The sequence below is a fragment of the Candidatus Frankia alpina genome (assembly GCF_902806485.1).
Classification (GTDB): Bacteria; Actinomycetota; Actinomycetes; order Frankiales; family Frankiaceae; genus Frankia; species Frankia alpina.
Map to the genome: position 1 here is coordinate 31,509 of NZ_CADCWT010000008.1, position 22,782 is coordinate 54,290.

General features: G+C 72.8%; 19 protein-coding genes and 1 pseudogene. 2 read left to right on the top strand and 18 right to left on the bottom strand.

Annotated elements, in window-relative coordinates:
- Nucleotides 1-192: 192 nt before the first annotated feature.
- The 18 genes and pseudogenes from G6R25_RS02395 to rimP form a co-directional block, all read right to left on the bottom strand.
- A complete protein-coding gene (locus tag G6R25_RS02395) occupies nt 193-1,143 on the bottom strand; it encodes a UDP-glucuronic acid decarboxylase family protein (RefSeq protein ID WP_163551484.1) in 951 nt (316 codons plus the stop codon).
- 577 nt (nt 1,144-1,720) lie between these two features.
- Complete coding sequence (locus G6R25_RS02400; protein WP_163551485.1) at nt 1,721-2,206, bottom strand: hypothetical protein; 486 nt, start codon at nt 2,204-2,206, stop codon at nt 1,721-1,723.
- Entirely contained in the window at nt 2,203-3,213 is a 1,011-nt protein-coding gene (locus G6R25_RS29390) for a hypothetical protein (RefSeq protein ID WP_336500372.1), read from the bottom strand. The genes G6R25_RS02400 and G6R25_RS29390 overlap by 4 nt, the downstream gene beginning before the upstream one ends.
- Nucleotides 3,096-4,301: a hypothetical protein gene (locus G6R25_RS29395; RefSeq protein ID WP_336500374.1), complete on the bottom strand. Its 1,206-nt coding sequence runs from the start codon at nt 4,299-4,301 to the stop codon at nt 3,096-3,098. Before G6R25_RS29395 ends, G6R25_RS29390 begins: the two co-directional genes overlap by 118 nt.
- Nucleotides 4,302-4,314: 13 nt before the next feature.
- On the bottom strand, nt 4,315-6,186 hold the full coding sequence (locus G6R25_RS02410) for an Hsp70 family protein (RefSeq protein WP_163551486.1): 1,872 nt from the start codon (nt 6,184-6,186) through the stop codon (nt 4,315-4,317).
- 50 nt (nt 6,187-6,236) lie between these two features.
- Nucleotides 6,237-6,989 (bottom strand): 4-hydroxy-tetrahydrodipicolinate reductase, encoded by a 753-nt coding sequence (dapB, locus tag G6R25_RS02415; protein ID WP_205446800.1) that lies wholly within the window; start codon nt 6,987-6,989, stop codon nt 6,237-6,239.
- 102 nt (nt 6,990-7,091) lie between these two features.
- On the bottom strand, nt 7,092-8,519 hold the full coding sequence (locus G6R25_RS02420) for a M16 family metallopeptidase (protein ID WP_163551487.1): 1,428 nt from the start codon (nt 8,517-8,519) through the stop codon (nt 7,092-7,094).
- A 9-nt stretch (nt 8,520-8,528) separates the two neighbouring features.
- The gene (locus G6R25_RS02425) at nt 8,529-10,718 is read right to left on the bottom strand and encodes a polyribonucleotide nucleotidyltransferase (RefSeq protein ID WP_163551488.1); all 2,190 of its coding nucleotides are present in this window, start codon (nt 10,716-10,718) and stop codon (nt 8,529-8,531) included.
- Between the two features lie 278 nt (nt 10,719-10,996).
- A complete protein-coding gene (gene rpsO, locus G6R25_RS02430; RefSeq protein WP_136447918.1) occupies nt 10,997-11,266 on the bottom strand; it encodes a 30S ribosomal protein S15 in 270 nt (89 codons plus the stop codon).
- 219 nt (nt 11,267-11,485) lie between these two features.
- Nucleotides 11,486-12,415 (bottom strand): bifunctional riboflavin kinase/FAD synthetase, encoded by a 930-nt coding sequence (locus tag G6R25_RS02435; protein ID WP_163551489.1) that lies wholly within the window; start codon nt 12,413-12,415, stop codon nt 11,486-11,488.
- Between the two features lie 67 nt (nt 12,416-12,482).
- Entirely contained in the window at nt 12,483-13,406 is a 924-nt protein-coding gene (gene truB / locus G6R25_RS02440) for a tRNA pseudouridine(55) synthase TruB (RefSeq protein WP_163551506.1), read from the bottom strand.
- Nucleotides 13,407-13,612: 206 nt separating this feature from the next.
- Nucleotides 13,613-14,539, bottom strand: coding sequence for a DHH family phosphoesterase (locus G6R25_RS02445; RefSeq protein ID WP_235947175.1), 927 nt, complete (start codon nt 14,537-14,539; stop codon nt 13,613-13,615).
- A gap of 36 nt (nt 14,540-14,575) precedes the next feature.
- Nucleotides 14,576-15,172, bottom strand: a complete 597-nt coding sequence (rbfA, locus tag G6R25_RS02450) for a 30S ribosome-binding factor RbfA (RefSeq protein ID WP_163551490.1) — start codon at nt 15,170-15,172, stop codon at nt 14,576-14,578.
- Nucleotides 15,173-15,328: 156 nt separating this feature from the next.
- A pseudogene (locus G6R25_RS02455) lies at nt 15,329-15,661 on the bottom strand (DUF503 domain-containing protein).
- A gap of 86 nt (nt 15,662-15,747) precedes the next feature.
- Entirely contained in the window at nt 15,748-18,747 is a 3,000-nt protein-coding gene (infB, locus tag G6R25_RS02460) for a translation initiation factor IF-2 (RefSeq protein WP_163551491.1), read from the bottom strand.
- 221 nt (nt 18,748-18,968) lie between these two features.
- Nucleotides 18,969-19,301 carry a YlxR family protein gene (locus G6R25_RS02465; RefSeq protein ID WP_336500380.1) on the bottom strand — a complete coding sequence of 111 codons (333 nt, stop codon included), beginning with the start codon at nt 19,299-19,301 and terminating at the stop codon, nt 18,969-18,971.
- A gap of 4 nt (nt 19,302-19,305) precedes the next feature.
- Nucleotides 19,306-20,403 (bottom strand): transcription termination factor NusA, encoded by a 1,098-nt coding sequence (nusA, locus tag G6R25_RS02470; protein ID WP_163551493.1) that lies wholly within the window; start codon nt 20,401-20,403, stop codon nt 19,306-19,308.
- Nucleotides 20,400-21,197, bottom strand: coding sequence for a ribosome maturation factor RimP (rimP, locus tag G6R25_RS02475; RefSeq protein WP_419469295.1), 798 nt, complete (start codon nt 21,195-21,197; stop codon nt 20,400-20,402). Before rimP ends, nusA begins: the two co-directional genes overlap by 4 nt.
- A 417-nt stretch (nt 21,198-21,614) precedes the next feature.
- Here rimP and G6R25_RS02480 point away from each other — a divergent pair, with 417 nt between their 5' ends.
- Together G6R25_RS02480 and G6R25_RS02485 are read left to right on the top strand one after the other, a co-directional pair.
- Complete coding sequence (locus tag G6R25_RS02480; RefSeq protein WP_235947179.1) at nt 21,615-22,223, top strand: hypothetical protein; 609 nt, start codon at nt 21,615-21,617, stop codon at nt 22,221-22,223.
- Nucleotides 22,220-22,759 carry a DUF4439 domain-containing protein gene (locus tag G6R25_RS02485; protein WP_205446802.1) on the top strand — a complete coding sequence of 180 codons (540 nt, stop codon included), beginning with the start codon at nt 22,220-22,222 and terminating at the stop codon, nt 22,757-22,759. The genes G6R25_RS02480 and G6R25_RS02485 overlap by 4 nt, the downstream gene beginning before the upstream one ends.
- Nucleotides 22,760-22,782: the final 23 nt, after the last annotated feature.

The following is a 22,782-nucleotide window of genomic DNA, read 5'->3' on the forward strand; positions in this document are numbered from 1 at the left end:
CCCCCGCTTTCGGGGTCAACCGGGCGCCGCCGGGCATTCGAGCTCTCGGGCCGGCCGGGCCGGTTCTCCACCCGACCCACGCCATTGATGGACCACCACGTGGGCAAGCGGTTGCGGGAGTGTCACCCACGAAACACCGGGGCCGAAGCCGGACGGGTGTCCGCCCGGACACCGACGGAGTACACCGCGTGCTCAGGCGACCTGGCGGCTCTCGGTGAGCTGGCCGGCGAACCAGGAGATCGTGCGGGTCAGGCCGTCGTCCAGGCTGGTCTTCGGCTCCCAGCCGAGCCGGGTGCGGGCGATGGTGATGTCCGGCTGGCGCACGGAGGGATCGTCCTGGGGCCGCGGGACGAAGGTGATCGGCGCCGTCGACCCGCACAGGTCGCGCACGAGCCTCGCCGTGTCGAGAATCGACATCTCGTGCGGGTTGCCAATGTTCACCGGGCCGGGCAGGTCCGAGTGCAGCAGCCGGACGATCCCGTCGATCAGGTCGTCGACATAGCAGATGGATCGGGTCTGGAAGCCGTCACCGGCGACGGTGATGGGCTCCCCGCGCAGCGCCTGGGAGACGAAGGCGGGGACGGCACGCCCGTCATCCAGCCGCATCCGGGGGCCGTAGGTGTTGAAGATCCGCACAATCGCCGTGTCGACGCCATGCTTGCGGTGGTAGGCCATGGTCACGGCCTCGGCGAATCGCTTCGCCTCGTCGTAGACGCTGCGCGGGCCGACCGGGTTCACGTTACCCCAGTAGTCCTCCGGCTGCGGATTGACCTGCGGGTCCCCGTAAGTCTCCGAGGTGGAGGCGAGCAGGAATCGGGCGCCTTTCTCCCGAGCGAGGCCCAAAGCGTGGAACGTACCCAGCGAGCCGACCTTCAGCGTCTCGATCGGCAGCTCGTAGTAATCGAGCGGCGATGCCGGTGAGGCGAAATGCAGCACGACGTCAACCGGGCCGGAAACATAGATGAAATCGTTCACGTTCCGGTTGATCAGACGGAAACGAGGATCGGCGAGCAGGTGCTCCACGTTCTCCGGCCGGCCGGTGAGGAAGTTGTCGAAGCAGATGACCTCGTAGCCGTCGCCGAGCAGCCGCTCACAGAGGTGACTGCCGAGAAAACCGGCGCCGCCGGTCACTATCGCACGCACGTCGAGTGCTCCCGGATCTGAAACATCGAGGACCCTGGAGAGTGGCCACCGACCGCCGATGGGACGGGCGGCGACGCGGACGGACCACATCCCGAGAGCCAGACGAGAGTGCGACGCAGTGGTTCGGTCAGCGCCGCACGGGCAGGTGAAGAGGCCGGGCACCCGGACCTCAGATCATCCGGAATCGAGGGATCGCTGTGGTCGCTGGTCCGTCGGGGTGATCAGCACTACCACCGCCAGACCGGCCTTGAAAGGCCGCATGACACCACCACAGCACTACCCCCCAGTAGTCCAGACAGCTGTCTACAACGGCCTTCAAACATGGTACACAGGGCGTCGACCCGTTAGTACCGCACCCCTCCCCCGGCGTCAGCCCGCCACCAGGAAATCCGCGGTCGGGAGTCGTGCCTGATCGCGCCGCATGAGCAGTCAATACTCCCGACCGAGCCGTTCGCATTCGGTAGGCAAACAGCCGCCGTCCGACTCGGTGGACGCTCCGAGCATCGCAAACTGAGCCAGCCGGTAATCCCACGGCCACTTCAACGCCGATTTCTCGGGCTCGGGCCGGGGCCGCCGGTCAGCGCGGGTCGCGCTCGAGGGCGATGGCATGCCGCATCGCGGCACGTCCACGCCGGGAGTCGCCGGCATCGCCGTAGGAGACGGCAAGCCGGTACCAGCGCCGCCAGTCGGCGGGGTCCGCCTCCACCTCGGCCCGCCGAAGCGCGAACACCGCGTCGGCCGAGGCCCGGTCGATGCGCCCCGAGGGCCGGTGGACCAGGACCGGCTCGCCGGCTTCCCCCGCCCCGCCAGACCCAGCCACCTCGCCAGACCCAGCCATCCCGCCGGTCGCCAGCAGGCCGGCAAGCCGGCCGCTCTCGCGGCCGAACCGCAGCTCGCGCGCGATGACGACGAGCCCGACCACAGGCAGCAGCAGCACCCCGACGCCGAGCCCGCGGGCGGCCCAGTGATCATCGCCGAGCAGGACGACGCCGTGCCAGCCGATCAGACCGAGATAGAACAAGCAGGCAGTGACCAGGATGGCAACCGTCGCCCGGGCCCTCACCCGCCCGCTCCGTCGCCGCCCGGCTCAAGCCGGAGCCGGGCCCCGGCCAAGGTCGCCACGGCCAGTCGCCCCGCCTGGCGTACGCAGCAGAACAACGCGACGTGCAGGGGGCGGCCCGACGGGAGGAGGACGCCGCCGTCGATCTCGTATCGAGTGTTGGTCACCTTGCGGGCCTGCGCGCGGGGATCGCCGACGGCCGTCGGCGGTCCGTCCGGCCGGCAGACCACCATCATCTCCGTGCAGCCAGCCGGCCAGGTCCATCGCAGCCGTTCATCGACCCACCGTAGCCCGACCGGCGGGGGAAGGGCGTCGGCGGCAGTGCCGGCGGGCGCACCGGTCAGCGCAACCGGGCCGCCGGTTCCCGGGCCGGCCTCGGTCGTCCCGGCCGGCGTCGACCAGGCGCCGTCGACGCCGGCGGCGACCTCGTAACGGGGAATCGCCCCGCCGGGCGGTGCGCCACCGTCCTCCAGGCTGTTGCCCGCGGTCACGCCGACCGCCCGGCCGACGCCGTCGGCAAAGCGGGTGACCCGGTAGCGCACCTCGCCGGCGGTCGTCGACGGCCCCCAGCTCACCAGGATCGAACGGCCGTCCCGGTGAGCTCGCACCGCCGCCGGCGGAGTCGGGGCGGGGCCGGGCCGGCCTCGCGCGAGCAGCGTCGAGGCCTCGGCGTGGTCGGTGACCAGCGCGAGGGCCTCGTCGAGCAGGCGCTCGCGGTCGACGGCACCGGCCGTGCGGGCTCGGGCGACGAGCTCGTCGGCGGTGGTGCAGCGGGCCACGGCAAGGGACAGCAGCTCCCCGGCGAGCTGGTTGCCCGGGCCGGGCACGTCGGCGGCGGTCTCGGCGAGCCGCCGGGCCGCGGGCAGCACCGCCCGGTACCGGCCGGCCGCAATCAGCGGGGCGAGGGCCGCCCAGCCGTCGCCCGCTGCCCGCAGCGCGGTCTGCACCTCGTCGTCCACCGCCCGGATGGGCGGCAGGGTCTCGCCGGCGAGCTCCCGGGCGGTGGCCACGTGCTCGCCGGCCTCCACCGGCCGGCCGGCCCGCAGCGCTGCACGGGCCCGGGACACCGCCGGCCGCCAGTCGTCCGCCCGGACCGGCGGCCTGCCGCCCGCCGGGGGCGGCAGCGACGGCGCGGTAACCCCTTGTTCTCGGGCGAGGGCGCCGACAACGGCGCGCGCCCGCTGCGGGTGAGGCCATCCGCCTCCGCCTCGGCGACGAGTTCGGCCGCCTCGGCCGCAAGCAGCGCGTCCTCGACGAGGACCGCCGCCGCCACCCGCGGCCGCAGCCGCTCGCTCGTCGCGGCGGCAAGCGCGTCGAGGTAGGCGTCCGGGTCGCCCTCGGCCAGCAGCGCGCCGACGGCGGCCAGCAGATCGTCGAGCAGGGCGCGGCGGCGGTCCGGTCGGCGGGCGCGGTTGCGCATCAGCGCCTCGTCGCGCAGTCGCCGGATCTGCTCGCGCGGGGCGCCGGGCGACACGCCCAGCAGGTCGAACAGGCTACGTGGCGTGGCGGACGCGGTGATCCGGCCCAGCTCGTCGAGGTCGGCCCGGATCTGGCGGAGCACCTCGGCGGGAATCGGTTCGGGCCGCGGCCGGTCGCCCGACCCGCCGGCCGGGCTCACGGGGACGATCCGATGACGGCGGGTCCGCATGGCGAACGCGGATTCGTCGATGCCCTGGGTCGCCGCCCAGGTCCGCAGGCCGGCGACCCGGTCGGCCGGGATGCCGCCGAACCGGGCCACGAGGCGGGTGACGGCGGCGTCCAACGCGGCGAACCGCTCGTCGTCGCGGGCGGCGCGGACGGCAGCGACTCGATCGCGCAGGGTGAGGCGCGTGGTGCGGTCGGCGAGCGCTGTGGACAGCTCGGTGTGCAGGTCGAGCAGGCCGATGATCACCCCACGGTAGCGGGGATGGTCCCGGCTGCGCTGCCAGAAAGCCCAGACCTCGGCGATGCGGGCGCGGACCGCCGCATCGTCGAGCGTGTCCACCTCCGCCAGCGGGATGTCGTAGATCTCGAACGGGTCGCTGTGCTCGGCACCGCCGCGGCGGTGCACCACGGCGAGCACCCGGCGACGGTAGTCGTCGGAGTCGAAGGCCCGCATCGTCGTCCTCCCGTCAGCCCCAGCCACCCGGCAGGCCGCCCAGCCCGCCTGTCGGCCCGCCCAACCCGCCGGCCGGGCCACCGGACCCACCACCCGGATCCGTCGGCGCATCCGTCTGCGGATCCGGCCGGCCGTCAACGCGCGGGAGGCCACCATGTTCCCGGCGCGCCCGGGCGATCTGCTCCCGCTCGCGGGCCACATCGGCCTGGCTCAGCGCCGCCGATGTCTCGACCCGTACCGTCAGGGGCTGGTCGGCGAGGCCCTCGTGGGTGGCCGTGACCTCCAGGATGCCGTCGAAGCCCATCCGGAAGAGGATCTGGATCTGCGATCCGGCGGGGAAACCGGGCGGGATGCCGGTGATCTCGGCCTCGGCTATCACCTTATTGTCCTCGACCCGGGTCGACTCCACCCCGCCGGCCTGCTCGACCACGTACACGGTGACGGCGTCCTGGTCGTCGCGCACAGTCCCGAAGGAACGCCGGACCGCGATCGGAAGCCGGTCGTTGCGGTGCACCAGAAACACCGCGCCCTGCTCGCCGAGGCGGCTGAGCGCCAGCACTCCGAAGCCCCGGGAAACGACGTTGACGACCTGCACCTCGACGGTCCGGCGCACCCGTTGGGTGGGCAGGCCGAGCGCGTCGGCGAGCCGCCGGCAGGCGGCGTCCAGATCGGCCGGGGCGGCGGCGTCCACCCCGGCGCCGTCGACGAGCTGGCCGCGGGTCACCAGATCGGCGAGCACCAGCCGTTCCAGCGCCTTCTTCTCGCCATAGATGGCGGCCCCCCGGGCAACCGCAAGATCCGGATCGGACAGCTCTGCGGGCACCCCGAACTCGGCGGCGAGGCGGCGAGTCACGGCGGGCATCCGCGAGGCGCCGCCGACGAGCAGGATCCGGTCGATCCCGCGGACCCCGCGGGCCAGCGCCGCGTCGCGGGCGGCCCGGGTCAGGGCGATGGTCCGGTCGAGTAGCCCGGCGGTGAGCCGTTCCAGCTCGTCGCGGGTAAACAGCACCTCGGTGCGGCGGCCGGCGTGCTCGACGACGACGGTCGTGGTGGCCGCGTCGGTGAGGTCCCGCCGCGCCCGTTCGGCAGCAAGCAGCAGCGCCTGGGAGCCCTCCCCCTCGTCGAGGGGGTCCGGGGCGCCCGGATGCTCGGCGAGGAACCGGTCGCACAGATACAACACGATCTTTTCGTCCCAGTCGGCGCCGCCGAGCTGATGGTCGCCGTCGACGGCGACGACGGAGACCCGGCGGTCCGCGAGCTCCACGACTGTGACGTCGAAGGTGCCGCCGCCCAGGTCGTAGACGAGGGCGACCTCCTCGGCCGCGGCACCCGGGCCGCCGAGGGTGCGCCGGGTACCGATCTCGAAGCGGGCGAACCCGTAGGACAATGCCGCCGCGGTCGGCTCGTTGATGACGTCGACGACGTTGAGCCCCGCGTACTCGCCGGCCAGGACCGTCGCCCGGCGTTCGGTGTCCCCGAAGTAGGCCGGAACGGTGATCACGACGTCCTCGACCCGCTTGCCGGTGGCCAGCGCGGTGTCGGCGACCAGGGCCTTGAGGATCAGGCCGCTGACAGCCGGTGCGGACCAGGCCGCGCCCTGGGTGATGAATCGCCAGTCGCCGTCGCCCATCCGCCGCTTGACCAGCGAGCAGACGTCGTCGGGCCGGGCCCGGGCGAGCTCACGGGCGGTCTGCCCGGTGAGGTAGTCGTCCGCGCCGACGAACAGCACGACGCTCGGCAACGTCAACGCGCCGTCGGACAACGGCACGATCTGCGGCTCCCCGGCGCCCGAGACGCGGGCCAGGCAGCTGAACGTCGTGCCCAGATCGATTCCGAAGACGCTTCGGGTACCCGCCGGCGGCCGGCGGTCAACGTGTCCGACCACACCCGAAAACCTATCTTTCACGGCCGAGCGATCCCGCGGACATCCGGCGATTAGTCCAGGTCGAGCAGGTGCTCCAGGCCGACGGTCAGGCCGGGACGGTCGGCGATGCGCCGCACGGCGAGCAGCACGCCCGGCATGAAGGAGGTGCGGTCGTAGGAGTCGTGACGCAGGGTCAGGGTCTCCCCCGCCCCGCCGAGCAGGACCTCCTGGTGGGCGACGAGACCCGCGAGGCGTACGGAGTGCACGGGCACACCCGCGACCCGGGCGCCGCGGGCGCCGTCGAGCGCCGTGGCCGTCGCGTCCGGGCCGCCCGGCGCGAGCCCGGCGGCCTCGCGGGCCTCGGCGACGAGTTCGGCGGTGCGCCGGGCGGTGCCGCTCGGCGCGTCGACCTTGTTGGGATGGTGCAGCTCGACGATTTCGACGGAGTCGAAGAAGCGGGCGGCGCGCGCGGCGAACATCATCATGAGCACGGCGGCAACCCCGAAGTTCGGGGCGATCAGCACCCCGGCCTTCGGCGCGTCACCAAGCCAGCCGCGCACCGTCGCCAGCCGCCCGTCGTCGAAGCCGGTCGTGCCGACGACGACATGCCGGCCTGCCTCGACACACCAGCGGACGTTGTCGAGCACCGCGTCCGGCGTGGTGAAATCGACGACCACCTCGGCCGCGGCGAGCGCGGCCCGGTCGTCGCCGGCGTCGAGCGCGGCGACGAGCGCGAGGTCCGGAGCGGACTCGACGGCGGCGCACACCGTCGACCCCATGCGGCCACCCGCGCCGAGAACCCCCACCGTGAGCTGCTCGTTCATGCCTGTTCCCTCCGTGGCGGGCACCGAACGCCGGCTGGCGTCGCGGTGACTGAACGCCGCCGGCCGGCCGCGGGCCCGCGCCTGGCGCCCGCGGCCGAAGGCTCAGCGGGCGACGGCCGCGCCGAAGTCATGATCGTCGAACGGCCCGATGACGCCGAGGGCCCAGGGCTGCTCGACGAGCGCCGCGGCGATCCCGGTGACGTCGTCCAGCGTGACCGCGTTCACCCGGGCGATGATCTCGTCGACGGACAGTAGCTCGCCGTGAACGAGCTCGCTCTTGCCCAGACGGCTCATCCGCGAGCCGGTGTCCTCCAGGCCGAGGACGAGGGAGCCGTGGCTCTGCCCGCGCGCGCGGTCGAGCTCCTCGGCGCTGATCCCGCGCTCGGCGATGGATCGCACCTCGTCCCGAGCGATCTCCAGGACCTCGTCAGCGCGCTTGGGAGCGCAGCCGGCGTAAACGCCGAACAGGCCGGCGTCGGCGAAGTGCGACGCAAACGAGTACACCGAGTAGGCCAGGCCCCGCTTCTCGCGGATCTCCTGGAACAGCCGGGAGCTCATCCCGCCGCCCAGCGCCGTCGAGAGCACCCCGAGCGCGAAGCGGCGTGGATCATGCCGGGACACCCCGACGGTACCCAGCACGAGGTTCGCCTGTTCGGTGGGCCGCTCGGAAACGACGATGCCGGGCGCCGGCGGGTAGTCGTAGCTGCCGGCTCGTACCCCCGACGGCTCCGCGGCCGACGTCAGGTGATCGCCGAAGGCCCCCGCGACGAGCGCGAGCACGCGATCATGCTCCAGGTTTCCGGCGATCGAGACGACCATCGCCGGCGGGACGTACCGGGAGCGGTAGTAGTCGGCGATGGTCTCGCGACCCAGCCCCTCGATCGACTCGATCGTGCCGAGTACCGGCCGGCCGAGCGCCGACGCGCCAAGCATCGCCTCGGCGAAGACGTCGTGGACGACGTCGCCCGGATCGTCCTCGTGCATGGCGATCTCCTCGAGGATCACGCCACGCTCGGCCTCGACGTCGTCGGCGGTCACCAGCGAGTTGGTGACCATGTCGGCGACGACGCTGACGGCCATCGCGAGGTCGGAGTCGAGCACCCGCGCGTAGTAGCAGGTGTACTCCTTGCCCGTGAACGCGTTGAGGTCACCGCCGACCGCCTCGACCGACGCGCTGATCGTCAGGGCATCCCGGCTCGGGGTGCCCTTGAACAGCAGGTGTTCGAGGTAGTGGGAGCAGCCGGCGGTCACCGGGGTCTCGTCGCGCGAGCCGACGCCCACCCAGACGCCGATCGCGGCCGAACGGACTCCGGGGACACGCTCGGTGATGACGCGCAGCCCGCCGGGCAGCACCGTGCGCAGCACCGTGCCGCCCAGCAACGACTCGCTGACGGACCCGCCCGCGAGCAGGCGGGTCACTCGCTCACCTGCGCCCGCGGCACTTCGACCCGTGGCATCGCTGGAGCCGGCCGAGCCAGAGCCGGCCGAGCCAGAGGAGCGGGTCAGGTCAGGCGTGGGGGTGTCGGTCACGTCGCGCCGTCAGGAGGTCGCCGCCGCGTCCGCGGCCTCGGCGCTCGGGGACAGGCTGATCTTGCCACGGGCGTCGATCTCGGTGATCTCCACCTGGAGCTTCTGTCCCACGGTCAGCACGTCCTCGACCTTCTCCACCCGCTTGCCGCCCGAGAGCGTCTTGAGCTTGGACACGTGCAGCAGGCCGTCCCGGCCCGGCGTGAGTGAGACGAAGGCCCCGAAGTTGGTGATCTTGACGATGGTACCGAGGTACCGCTCGCCGACCTCGGGCATCTGCGGGTTGGCGATCGCGTTGATCGCCGACCGGGCGGACTCCGCCGAGGGGCCGTCCACCGCGCCGATGTAGATCGTGCCGTCGTCCTCGACCGTGATCTCGGCGCCGCTGTCCGCCTGGATCTGGTTGATCATCTTGCCCTTGGGCCCGATGATCTCGCCGATCTTGTCAACCGGAATCTTCACCGAAATGACCCGCGGGGCGTGCGCGGACATCTCGTCCGGGCTGCCGATCGCCTCGGCCATGACGTCGAGGATCGCGAGGCGCGCACCGCGCGCCTGCTGCAGGGCCGAGGCAAGCACCGAGGCGGGGATGCCGTCGAGCTTGGTGTCGAGCTGCAAGGCGGTGACGAAATCGCGGGTGCCGGCGACCTTGAAGTCCATGTCGCCGTAGACATCCTCGGCACCGAGGATGTCGGTCAGCGTGACGTAGGCGTCGTCGGCGTGGACGAGCCCCATCGCGATGCCGGCAACCGGGGCCTTCAGCGGCACGCCGGCGTTGAGCAGGGACAGCGTGCTCGCGCAGACCGAGCCCATCGACGTGGAGCCGTTGGAGCTCAGCGCCTCGGAGACCTGGCGGATCGCGTAGGGGAAGTCCTCGCGGCTGGGCAGCACCGGCAGCAGCGCCCGCTCGGCCAGCGCGCCGTGGCCGATCTCGCGGCGCTTCGGCGAGCCGACACGCCCGGTCTCACCGGTGGAGTAGGGCGGGAAGTTGTAATTGTGCATGTACCGCTTGGTGCGATCGGGGTTGAGCGTGTCGACCGTCTGCTCCATGCGCAGCATCGCCAGCGTGGTGACGCCGAGGATCTGCGTCTCGCCCCGCTCGAACAGCGCCGAGCCGTGCACCCGCGGGATGTAGTCGACCTCGGCGGACAGCGCCCGGATCTCGGTCGTCGACCGGCCGTCGATCCGCACGCCCTCGGTGACGATGCGGGAGCGGACGAGCTTCTTCGTCAGCGCCCGGTAGGCGGCGCCGATCTCCTTCTCTCGCCCCTCGAACTGGGCGGCGACCTTCTCGACCGCCAGCTGGCGGACCCGGTCGAGCTCGTTCTCCCGCTCGGCCTTGCCGGCGATGCGCAGCGCGGCGGACAGCTCGTCGCCGACCGCGGCGGACAGCGCCTCGAGCACGTCGTCGTGGTGGTCGATGAAGACCGGGAACTCCCGCGTCGCCGCCTTGCCGGCCAGCGAGGCGAGCTCGCTCTGCGCCCGACACAGCTCGCGGATGGCCGGCTTGGCGGCCTCCAGGCCGGCGGCGACGACCTCCTCGGTCGGCGCGGGCGCGCCCCCTGCGATCAGCTCCACCGTGCCCGGGGTGGCCTCCGCCTCGACCATCATGATCGCGACGTCGGAGCCGTCCTCGACGACGCGGCCGGCCACGACCATGTCGAAGGTAGCGCGGGCCAGCTCCGAATGCGTCGGGAAGGCAATCCACTCGCCATCGACGTAGCCGACCCGGGTCGCGCCGATCGGCCCGGTGAAGGGCAGCCCGGACAGGGTCGTCGACGCACTGGCGGCGTTGATCGCGACCACGTCGTAGAGCGTGTCCGGGTCGAGGGCCAGCACCGTGGCCACGACCTGGATCTCGTTGCGCAGCCCCTTGGCGAACGAGGGGCGCAGCGGCCGGTCGATGAGCCGGCAGGTGAGGATCGCGTCCTCGCTTGGCCGGCCCTCACGGCGGAAGAACGAACCGGGGATCCGCCCGGCGGCGTACATCCGCTCCTCGACGTCCACCGTCAGCGGGAAGAAGTCGAGCTGTTCCTTGGGCTGCTTGCTGACCGTCGTCGCCGAGAGAACCATCGTGTCGCCCAGGTAGGCGACGGCGGAACCGGCGGCCTGCCGGGCCAGCCGGCCGGTCTCGAAACGCACCGTACGGTTTCCGGCCGGGGTCGCAATGACCGCCTCGGCCGCATGTGTCGAGTCGTCCACTCGAACCACTCCATCCTCTTCTTCGGCCGGGTCCACGCAGCCGATCTTGTTCTGCGACCGGGTCCGCGTCCTTGAGGATGCCGGCGCTCAGTCGAAGCCCCCCGGGGAGGACATGCCCACTCCCGGCGACCACGGCCGAGGACCGGCGGCTCTCGCCACCACGGACCCGGTCAGATCCTCCGATCCACCGACGGAGACCTCCGCCGACGGGCGACGCATCTGGTATCTACCCCCGATGCGTCAGAGGGAGCGTCCCGAAGGGCCGCTCCCTCTTCGCGCTATCGCCGTAGCCCGAGTCGCTCGATCAGGGCCCGGTATCGACCGATATCCGTTTTCGAGAGGTAGTTCAGCAGCCGGCGGCGGCGCCCGACGAGCAGGAGCAGGCCCCGACGGCTGTGATGGTCGTGCTTGTGCACCTTGAGGTGCTCGGTCAGATCGCTGATCCGACGGGTCAGCATCGCGACCTGCACCTCGGGCGAGCCGGTGTCCCGCTCAACGGTGGCGTAATCGGACATGATCTTCTGCTTGACGTCGCTCGCGAGCGGCACGCTCCACCCTCTCCTTCTGCTTCGGGACGGCGCGCGCCCGGGGTCTTCCTCACCCGAACCGACCTCCGGACCACAGCCTTATCGCCGCACTGTCCGGACGCGCCGCACCCGCCTGGACCCGAAGCCTATCAACCCGAGGGGAACCGCTCGGAGACCGGTGGCCCCGCGCTGGCGGGGCCGTACCGGTGGCACCGCCGTGCCAGGGGTCGCGGGCGCACCTCAGACGGGCAGGGTGACCGTCCTGGTCGCCTCGACGTCGGCCGCCATCTGGGTGACCAGCTCGTCCACCGACTCGAAGCGCAGCGTCGGGCGCAGGCGGCGGGTGAACTCGTAGGCCAGGTACTCGCCGTAAAGATCCCCATCGAAGTCCAGCAGAAACGCCTCCACCCGCCGCTCCCGGCCGGCGAACGTCGGATTCGTGCCGATCGAGATCGCGGCCGGCTGGCGGCGGCCGTCCCAGCAGGCGAAGCCCGCGTACACCCCGTCGGCGGGCACCGCCGCCCACGACGTCACCTCGACGTTGGCCGTCGGGTAGCCGATCGTGCAGCCACGGGCGTCGCCGTGCACGACCACGCCCTCGACCCGGTGTGGACGGGCCAGGGCCACGGCGGCCGACTCCACGTCACCCTCGGCGACGCGGCGGCGGATCTCGGTCGAGGACAACACCTGCTCCCCCGAGCGGACCAGGCGGACCCCGTCGACCTCGAAGCCCTGCCGGGTCCCGTCCGCCGCCAGGGTGGCCAGCGTGCCGGCGGCCCGGTGACCGTAGGTGAAGTTCTCTCCCACCACGACCACACTGGCGCCCAGCTGCTCGACCAGCATCCCGTGCACGAACTCGGCCGGTGACAGCCGGCTGAAGTCCAGGGTGAACGGCTGCACGCAGAGCGCGTCGACGCCGATCGCCTCCAGCAGCTCGGCCTTGTGGCGCAACGTCGTCAGCAGGGCCGGATGGCTGCCGGGACGGAGCACCTCACCCGGATGCGGATCGAAGGTCAGGACGACGACCCGCTCGCTGCGGTCGTGGGCGCGGCGCACCGCCTGCCCAATGATCTGCCGGTGTCCGAGGTGCACCCCGTCGAAGAAGCCGATCGTGACGACCCCGCCGCGCCACCCGGCCGGCGTGTTCTCCGCCCCTCGCCACGTTTGCACGGGGGAAGCCTAGGACATTCTCGCGCGGCACGGTCGAGCGCGGCCCGTCGGCGATTCTCGCGCGCGGTCAAGCCGGGGCGAACACGACCAGCGAGCGGACCACTTCGGCGCTCTCCTCGACCAGCGCCAGCACGGACCCATCCGGCCCGAACACGCCGTAGGTGCCCGGCCGTCCTACCGGCGCCAACCGGCGGCCGTGGCGCACGTCGACCGCCGCGTCCCCCGCCACGTCCCGGCGCGCGAAACCGGCCGCGACGGCCTCCGCCAACGGGATGACCGCCCCCGCGCCCAGCTCGGCGAACGTGTCGAGACTCACCGCCCGGGCGAGCCCGAACGGCCCCACCACGGTGCGCCGCAGCGCCGTGAGATGCCCCCCGCAGCCCAACGCGGCCCCGAGGTCGCGGGCGATCGCACGGATGTAGGTTCCGCTGGAGCAGCCGACCCGCACATCCAGATCGGAGCCCGCCGGGTCCGCCGCAGCGCCGTCGGACCGGCGGGCGAGCAGGTCGAAGCGGTGCACCGTGACCCGGCGGGCGGCGAGCTCGACCTGCTCACCGGCCCGCACCCGGGCGTAGGCACGCACCCCGTCGACCTTGACCGCGCTGACGCTCGACGGCACCTGGTCGATGCGCCCGGTCAGGGCCGCCATCGCCCGCGCGAGCCGCTCGGGATCGACGTCGACGGGCCAGTCCTCGAGCGGCTCGCCCTCGGCGTCGTCCGTCGTCGTAGAGCGGCCGAGCCGGATCGTCGCGTCGTACACCTTGTCGGTGAGCGCGAGGTGACCCAGCAGCCTCGTGCCCCGGCCGAGGCCGAGCAGCAGCACACCGGTCGCCATCGGGTCGAGGGTGCCGGCGTGGCCGACCCGGCGTTGCCCCAGGATGCGCCGGGCGCGGGCGACGACGTCGTGCGAGGTGAGCCCGGCCGGCTTGTCGACGACCACGAGACCGTCGACCTGCGGCCCGCCCGCCGGGCGTGCTCCCCGCGGGCTCATCGGACGCTCACCGCCGGGCCCCGGTCGGCCCCGACCCCGGCCCTGGTCCTGGCCCTGGCCCGGAGCGAGGGCGGGAGCCGGGGCGGGGGTACGCCCGGCGGCGGCGTCGGGCCCGGTCAGGGCGCCGCCCACGGGGTCGGGCAGCCGCGGCGCCCGAACCAGTGCCGCCCGCACCGCCTCCATGAGCTCCGCCAGCTGCGCGCTCGTCACGAAGCCGGCGGCCAGGCGGTGGCCGCCACCCCCGAAGCCGGCGCACAGCGCACCGACGTCGACGCTCCCCTGGACCGCACGGAGACCTTCCAGACGTCGCCCTCCTGCTTGCAGATCAGGGCGACCTCGGCCTCCGACGCCGTGCGCAAGGTGTCGATGAAGCCCTCGATCTCGTCGTAGTCGAGGCCCGCGTTACGCAGGTCGGCCTGGGCGCACCAGGTCCAGGCCAGGTCGTGCTCCGGTTCCAGGCGGGCACAACCCAGCACCTCGCCGAGCAGCTTCAGGTAGCCGAACCGGTGGGTGTCCCACAGCGCACGGCTGATCAGATCGTGCCGGATGCCGGTGGCCAGCAGGCGCGCGGCAAGGCGATGCACCGCAGGCGTCGTCGCCGCGAACCGGAACGAGCCGGTATCGGTGACCAGGCCGGTGTAGATCGCCGCGGCCAGGTCCGCGTCCAGCGCCACGCCCAGCGCGTCGATCAGGTCGACAACCATCGCGCTGGTCGAGGCGGCCTCGCTGTCGACGAGGTTCAGGTCGCTGAAACGGGTGTTGGAGGCATGGTGGTCGACGACGACCACCATGCTGCCGCTGGTGATCCGGGCGAGCCGGGACCGGCTGGCCGTGTCCAGACAGACCACGAGACCCGGCCGGGTTGTGATCGTCACCGGGTCGACGAGCAGCTCCTGGCCGGCGAGGAAGTGCAGCGTCCGGAGAACGGCGAAGGGCTCGGCGTCGAACGAAACCCGCAGTCGGCACCCGAGAGTCCGCAGCGCCAGCGCAAGGGCCAAGGCCGAACCGAGGCTGTCCCCGTCCGGATTGACGTGCGCGACGAGCAGGATGTCGTCGCCGGCGTCGAGGGCCGCCGTAAGGGCGGCCACCACGGCCGCCCGATCGCCCGCCACGAGATCCCTCGCGTCGCTCATCGCCCGTCCCATCGCCGTGTCCGCGGCCCACCACTCTCAGCGTCCGGTGGTCGGATCGCCGCCGGGTGAGGCCGGATACGCCCGGTGTCCGCCGACCGCGCCGACATCCCGCGCACCGGAGTCTCGACCGGAGGCGTCACCCGCATCGACCTTGTCGATCCCGCCGACCCCGTCGATGTCGTCGCCGAGGTCCTCGTCCAGGTCTTCCTCGACGGTCCGTGGACGGCGATAGGGATCTTCGTCGCCCGCGGGGCGGGCGTCGCGGCGGACCTCGGCGAGCTTGGCGTCCCGCTCCCGGGCGGCGCTGATCAGCGCCTCCAGGTGCTTGGCATCGTCGGGCAGCCGGTCGTGGATGAAGGTGAGGGTCGGTGTGACCTTCACGCCGGTGGCACGGCCGACCTGGCTGCGCAGCAGCCCACGGGCGGACTCGAGCGCCTCGGCCGACGCGCGGCGCTCGGCCTCGTCGCCGTACACGGTGTAGAACACGGTCGCGTCGACCAGGTCTGGTGTCACCCGCACGTCGGTGACCGTCACCATGCCAAGGCGGGGATCCTTCACACCGCGTTCCAGCGCGGACGCGACCACCTCACGAATACGCACGGCCAGCTTCCGTGCCCGGGCCGGATCAGCCACCGTAGACCTCCTCGCTCCGTGTTACCTCGGCGTCGTTGCCGCCGCGATCGCCCCCGCCCGCAGACGCCACGGTTATCGACCGCGCGGCTCCCCGCCGCCTGCTGGCTGCCCGATCGCCGCGGCGCCGGTGGGCTGGCCACCCCCGCGGTGATCGGCTCAGTCGGTGTTGTCGGCAGGCTGGCGGAACTGCGCGTCGGCGTCGTCCTCGGCCAGGCAGCGCTCGCGCGCGGCGAGAATCTCGACCTCGGGTCGTCCCGCCACCAGCTACTCACAGGCGCGCAGAACCTCGACGCAGTGCGCACGGTCGGCGGCGGCGACCGCCATCCCGATCTCGGCTCGGCGGTGCAGCTCGAGATGCCCCGTCTCGGCGACGCTGAGCGCGAAGCGTCGGCGCAGTTCGGCCACGATCGGCCGGACCACCGAACGCTTCTCCTTCAGCGAATGCACGTCCCCGAGCAGCAGGTCAAGGCTGAGAGTTCCGATCCACATGATCGCTACCCGCGTTGCGGCACGAGCGGTGGATGCCGACCGGACGCGCATGCGCCCGACCGGCCGGCACCCACCGGCGGTGTGCCTCAGGCGCGGGGAACCTCCCGCTGTTCGAAGGTCTCGATGACGTCGTCGACCTTGATGTCGTTGAACGACCCAAGACCGATACCGCACTCGTAGCCCTCACGAACCTCGGTGGCGTCGTCCTTGAACCGCTTGAGGGACTCGACCGTGAGGTTGTCCGCCACGACCACACCATCGCGGATGAGGCGGGCCTTGGTGTTGCGGCGGATGATGCCGGAGCGGACCAGCGAACCCGCGACATTTCCGATCCGCGGCACCCGGAAGACCTCTCGCACCTCGGCGGTACCGAGCTGCGCCTCCTCGTAGACCGGCTTGAGCATGCCCTTGAGAGCATTCTCGATGTCCTCGATGGCCTGGTAGATCACCGAGTAGTACCGGACCTCGACGCCCTCGCGGTCAGCCAGCTCCGTCGCCTTGCCCTGCGGGCGGACGTTGAAGCCGATGATGACCGCGTCCGACGCCGACGCCAGCATGACGTTGGTCTCGGTGATCGCACCGACCCCACGGTCGATGATCCGCAAACCGACCTCGTCGCCGACATCGATCTTGAGCAGGGCGTCTTCGAGAGCCTCGACCGAACCGGAGACGTCGCCCTTGAGGATGAGGTTGAGCTGGGTCTTCTCGCCCTCCTTCATCCGCTCGAGGATGGTCTCCAGCGTCGGACGGCCACGGCTGAGGGCGAGCTCGGCGTTGCGCTCGCGGGCCTGCCGGCGCTCGGCGATCTGGCGAGCCACCCGGTCCTCGGGGACCACCAGGAAGTTGTCACCAGCGTCGGGGACGCTGGTGAAACCGAGCACCTGCACCGGACGGGCCGGGCCCGCCTCGGTCACCTGGTCACCGTGCTCGTCGAGCATCGCGCGGACCCGGCCGAACGCCTCACCGGCGACCACCGAGTCGCCGACCCGCAGCGTGCCGCGCTGAACCAGCACGGTCGCCACTGGGCCACGGCCGCGGTCGAGCCGGCCTTCGATCGCGACGCCCTGGGCCTCGGTGCCCGTCGGGGCCCGCAGGTCCAGCGACGCGTCGGCCGTCAGGATGATGGCCTCGAGCAGCCCGTCGATGTTCGTCTTGTTCCGAGCGGAGACGTCGACGAACATCGTCTCGCCGCCGTACTCCTCGGCGAGCAGGCCGTACTCGGTGAGCTGACCCCGCACCTTCGCCGGGTCGGCGCCCTCCTTGTCGACCTTGTTGACGGCCACGACGACCGGCACCCCGGCCGCCTGGGCGTGGTTGAGCGCCTCGATGGTCTGGGGCTTCACCCCGTCGTCGGCCGCGACCACGAGGACCACGATGTCGGTGACCTGGGCACCACGGGCACGCATGGCGGTGAAGGTCTCGTGACCCGGGGTGTCGATGAAGGTGATCGGCCGCTCGTCGCCGTCGACCACGGCCCGCACCTGGTAGGCACCGATGTGCTGGGTGATGCCGCCGGCCTCGCCGCCGACCACGTCGGTGAAGCGGATGGCGTCGAGCAGCTTCGTCTTACCGTGGTCGACGTGGCCCATGACGGTCACGACCGGCGGCCGGATGCTGAGCTCGACATCGTCGCCGTACGCGCCGCCGAAGGAAAGGTCGAAGCTTTCCAGCAGCTCCTTGTCCTCGTCCTCCGGGCTGACGATCTGCACTTCGTAACCGAGAGTCACGCCGAGCAACTGCAGCGTCTCGTCGGTGCAGGACTGCGTCGCGGTCACCATCTCACCGAGCTGGGTGAAGACGACCTGGACCAGCGCGCCGGGGTTCGCGTCGATCTTGTCCGCGAAGTCGGCCAGCGAGGCGCCCCGCGGTAGACGGATGGCCTGCCCGTTGCCACGGGGGACCATCGCGCCCATCCGCGGCGCCTCCAGGCCGCTCTCCCACTCCTGCCGCTTCGCCCGCTTGGACTTGCGCTGACGGCCGGGACGACCGCGGCCACCCGGGCCGAACGCGCCCGCCGTGGTTCCGCCACGTCCGCGACCACCCGCCGCGGGACGACCGCCACCACCACCACCGGGACGACCCGGCGCACCGGCACCAGCGCCGCCACCACCGCCGCCGGGACGGCCGGGAGCACCGCCGCGACCGGCGAAACCGCCGGGACGCGGGCCGCCGCCACCGGGACGACCCGGCGCACCGCCTGCGGGACGGGGCTGGAACATGTTCGCGTTGGGCCGCGGCCCGCCGCTACCGCCCGGCCGCGGCGGCATCCCGCCAGAGCCGGAGCCAGGACGCGAGCCCGGGCGAGGCGGCATCCCGCCCGGCGCGGACCGAGGACCGCCGGCGCCGGGGGCACCGGGACGCGGGCCACCGGGGCGGGGACCCGGGCGAGGCGCACCCGGTCGCGGCGGGGAGGCCGGACCCGAACCGGACTGACCGGCCGACTGGCGAGGCCCGGCGGACGGCGTCGTGTACGGGTTGTTGCCGGGCGCGGACGGCCGGGGGCCGGGGCGCGGACCGGGGCGCGGGCCACCGGCGGCCGGACCGCTGGGAGCGCTGCCGCCGGCCGGCGGCACCGATGCGCCGGGACGCCCGCGACCGGGGGCCGCGGGGCCAGCGGTGCGCGGACCGGGCCGGAGGCCCGACTGAGCTGTCGGGGACGACGCCGGCGCGGACGACACCGATGGGGTCGACTCCGGCGGGGCGGACGGCGGCGCAGCCGCGCTCGCCGCGGCGGGCCGCGGCTGAGCTGCCGGCGCGCTTGGCGCCTGCGGCGCGGCCGGACCGGGACGGCCGGCAGCGCCGGGACGACCCGGGACTGGCCGGGGGCCAGGCCGGGGCGCGAGGCCGGGGCGCGGCGGGGCCGGACGGGCGCCGTTGCCGGGCACCGGCCGACCACCGGGACGCCCGCCCGAGGCGGACCCGCCCTCGGTGGGGAAGGCTTCCTTCAGCTTGCGGACGACGGGGGCTTCGACGGTGGACGAAGCGGACTTCACGAACTCGCCCAGGTCCTTCAGCTTGGCGAGCACGGTCTTGCTGTCGACACCAAGCTCCTTGGCGAGCTCGTGTACGCGGGCCTTTCCTGCCACGGTGCTCCTTCGATCGGCCCGCGGTCCGTGCCCGCGTGACCTCGTTACCTGCCGGTCGTGATCATGGCCGGGTGCTCATTGAGCGATCATCGCTGTCTCGACCTGCTTCCCTGTCGACGTCATGTGGCGCCGCCTCCCGGACCGGGCGCCGTAGGTGGCGGCGTCCGTCCCGTCTGCCCCGGGCGCTCCGCTGCCGCGGACCACCCGTTACCTCTTTACCTTTACCCGACTTCCGTCCCATCCGGAACCGTCGCGGCGGTCCAATCCCGCGAACGTCCGGCCGCCGTGGGACGGAGCCGCTCCAGGTAGCGCCTGACCTGCCCCAACTCGAGCGGACCCGATACCCGCAGGGCCCGCGGGAACGCCTTTCGCCGCTCCGCGAGATCGAGACAGGTGTGATCCGGATGCACGTACGCACCCCGACCACGCATGCGGCGACGAGCATCCGGCAGGAGCTCGCCGCTGTCCACGACGATACGCAGTAGGTCGGAACTCGGCGCGCGGCTTCGACATCCGATACAGGTACGGACGGGCTCCACACGACACGCCATCATGAGTCTATCCCGCCCGACCCCGGGAGTGACCACCCGCGGCGGGAGAGCGGCGCGGGCCCCCGGATGGCCCGGACCCCCGCGGCACTCCCGCGGGCGGCGGCTCGGCGGTGGCCGGCGGCTCGCCGGCCCGATCCTCCGTGTCGGAGTGGATGTCGATGCGCCATCCGGTCAGCCGCGCCGCCAGCCTCGCGTTCTGCCCCTCCCGGCCGATCGCCAGCGACAGCTGGTAGTCGGGGACGACGACCCGCGCCGACCGGCTCGCCAGATCCGTCACTTCGACCCGGGCCACCCGGGCCGGCGACAGGGCGCTGCCGACGAAGGACGCCGGGTCCGCCGACCAGTCGACGATATCGATCTTCTCGCCGTGCAACTCCGCCATGACGGCGCGCACCCGGCTGCCCATCGGCCCGATGCAGGCGCCCTTGGGGTTGACCCCGGCCACCTTCGAGCGGACGGCGATCTTGCTGCGGTGGCCCGCCTCACGGGCGATCGCGGCGAGCTCCACGGTGCCGTCGGCGACCTCGGGCACCTCCAGCCGGAACAGGCCCTTGAGCAGCTCGGGGTGGGTTCGCGACAGGGTCACGGTGGGGCCGTGCGGCCCACGGGCGACGTGCACCACATAGCACTTGATCCGGTCGCCATGCTCGAGCCGCTCGCCGGGGACCTGCTCGGCTGGCGGCAGGACACCCTCGATCGTGCCCAGATCGACCAGCACCACCTTGGAACCGGCCCGCTGCTCGTGATGCTGCACCACGCCGGAGACGACCTCGTGCTCACGATCGGCATACTGCCCGTAGGTAACCTCCTGCTGCGCCTCGCGCAGCCGCTGCATGATCACTTGCTTCGCCGTCATGGTCGCAATTCGGCCAAAGTCGGCCGGCGTGTCGTCATACTCCCGACTGGTCCCGTCGGGACCCTGCTCGCGGGCGAGAACGGACACCTCCCCCGTCGTCCGGTCGATGACCACCCGGGCATCGGGGGCCGATCCCGCGGTGTGGTGATACGCCGTCAGCAGAGCCGTTTCCATCGCCTGCACCAGGGTGTCGAAGGCGATGTCCTTCTCCCGCTCGATACCGCGCAACGCGGCCACGTCGAGCTTCACCGGGTCATCTCCTCACCGGCCGCGCCCTGGGCGTCGACCTGGCGGCCCTCGTCGTTGGATACCGGCCCCGGCGACGCCGGGAGATCGTCCTGCACCGCGCCGTCACGGGCGGCATGCGCCCGCGGCGCATCGGCGCTCACGTCGGAAACCGGGGATTGCGGCGCACCAGCCGACGGTTGCGACAGCGACTCATCGGAAAGATCATCATTCCCCTCGGTCGAGAACTCGACCTCCACCGTCGCTCGCTCGACCTGCGCATAGGTGACCCGCGCAACACGGCGCCGCTGCGGCCGCCCGCGCCGGGCCGGACCCGTGGCGACGGCCAGATCGGCCCCGTCCTCGTCGGCGGACAGCATCCGGCCGGACAGGACGTCCCCGGCACTGTCACGCACGGTTACGAGCCTCCCGACGGCTCGGCGCCAGTGCCGCGCAACGGTCAGCGGCCGGTCGACCCCCGGGGAGGTGACCTCCAGGACGTACGGGCCTGCGGTGGGCCCCTCACCAGCCGCCTCCGCCGCGTCGAGCAGATCCGAGACCACTCTGGCGGCCTCCGCCACCGCGTCCAGGTCGATACCGCCGTCGCGGTCCACCGCGACCCGAACCAGGCTGCGGGAACCGGCCCGGCTCACCGTCACGTCCTCGAGATCGAGACCGACCCCGGCCAGGCCGGACGTCAACCGGTCGCGCAACGCCGGCCGGACAGTACCCGCCCGCCGAGTCGCCCCGGATGAGCCTCGGCCCCGTCCGTGACCGGACTCCCCCGCCCCTGACACCTGGTCCGTCCCTTCCCACATTCGCGCCTGCCCCGATCGTCTCACCGCCCACTGCCGCCCACCCACCGCCACAGGCCGTCACACCGGCGGCTACCGGCTACCGGCTACCGGCTACCGGCTACCGGCTACCGACTACCGACTACCGGCTACCGGCTACCGGCTACCGGCTACCGGCTACCGGAGGCGATACCCAGGTTCGGCCGGACATTACGGACTTACCTGCGGGTTGAACGACGACGACGCACGGCAACTCCCGCCGACGGACCACCGCCCACGAGCCCACCGGACCACAGCGGTGGCGGACGAGATGAGATCCATAGCCTACGTCCGCCGCAGCGCCCGTTGGCCGCGGCCCGCGCACCGATCATCCGCGCAGGGTCCGGACGGCGGTCGGCCCGGTCCACGGGATGTGCGAAGCTCGGGACCGTGGACCCGGCGTTGCGCACACCCGTCTCGCGGCGACGGATCCTGCTGGGGATCGGCGGGCTTGCTCTCGCCGACACGATCGGGGTGGCCGGCTGCGCCACGACAGTCTCGCCCCCGACCGAGACGAGCGGCGGGCTCCCAGCGGGCGACACGGCCGCGGCCCGGGACGCGGTCGTCCGCGCCACGGCGCTAGCTGCCGCGTACCGGACCGCGGCGGGACGGCATCCGTCCCTGCGCTTCCTGTTCGACCCGCTGCGTGCCCATCACGAGGTCGCCATGTCGGCGCTGGGAGCACAGGTCCCAGCCGCGGTGGCGACCAGCCCGCCGGCCGGGACGGCCGGATCGAACCCGACGGCGTCCGCGCCGGCCGGAGTGGCGGCCACAGCCGGCGGGGTCGACGAGTCGCCCACGGCCCGTGCGGCGACGCTGGCATCGCTACGTGCCACCGAGAGCAGAGCGTCGGCCGCGGCGCGCACGGACAGCCTGCGCGTAAGCGGCCTGCTCGCGCCGTCGCTGGCCAGCCTGCACGCCGCCGGTGTCGCGCAGGTGGAACTGCTCGACCTCTACCTCACGCAGGTCAACTCCGGCCGGCCGGCCGCGACCGCCGGGAGCGTCGGGTGACCCCGGGCAGGCGGGGCCGACGGGTCGTCGCGGCCGCCCCCGCCGAGACTCGGGCGGCCCGGCAGAACCCGTCGGCTCCCGGTCAGGCGGCCGTCGTCGACGCCCTGAACACGATGCTCACGGCCACCCACGCCGCGATCTACGCTGCCGCGGCCGCGGGCGGGGTGCTCGCGCCGCTGGGCCCCGCGGCCGCCGGCGCCCGCGAGCTGGCCCGGCTGAGCTGGGTCGCCCATCAGGCGCTGCGCGACGATCTCGTCGCCGTGATCGGCGCCCGGGGCGGTCAGGCCCCTCCGGCGCTGCCCGCCTACCGGATCCCCGCGACGCCGGTCAGCGTCGCCGCCTCGCTGGCCCTGCTGGCCCAGATCGAGGACGCCTGCGCCGCGGCAGCCCATGACGCCACCGCCGTCCTCGGCGCCGACGCTCGGGAGCTCGCCATCGACGCCCTGAGCGGGGCGGCCGTACGTGCCCAGCGGGCGCGTCTCGCGGCCGGCCTGCCGCCCGCGACGGCCACCCGTGCGCTGCCGGGAGCGTCGTGAGCGCCGCGAGCGCCCGCCCGTGC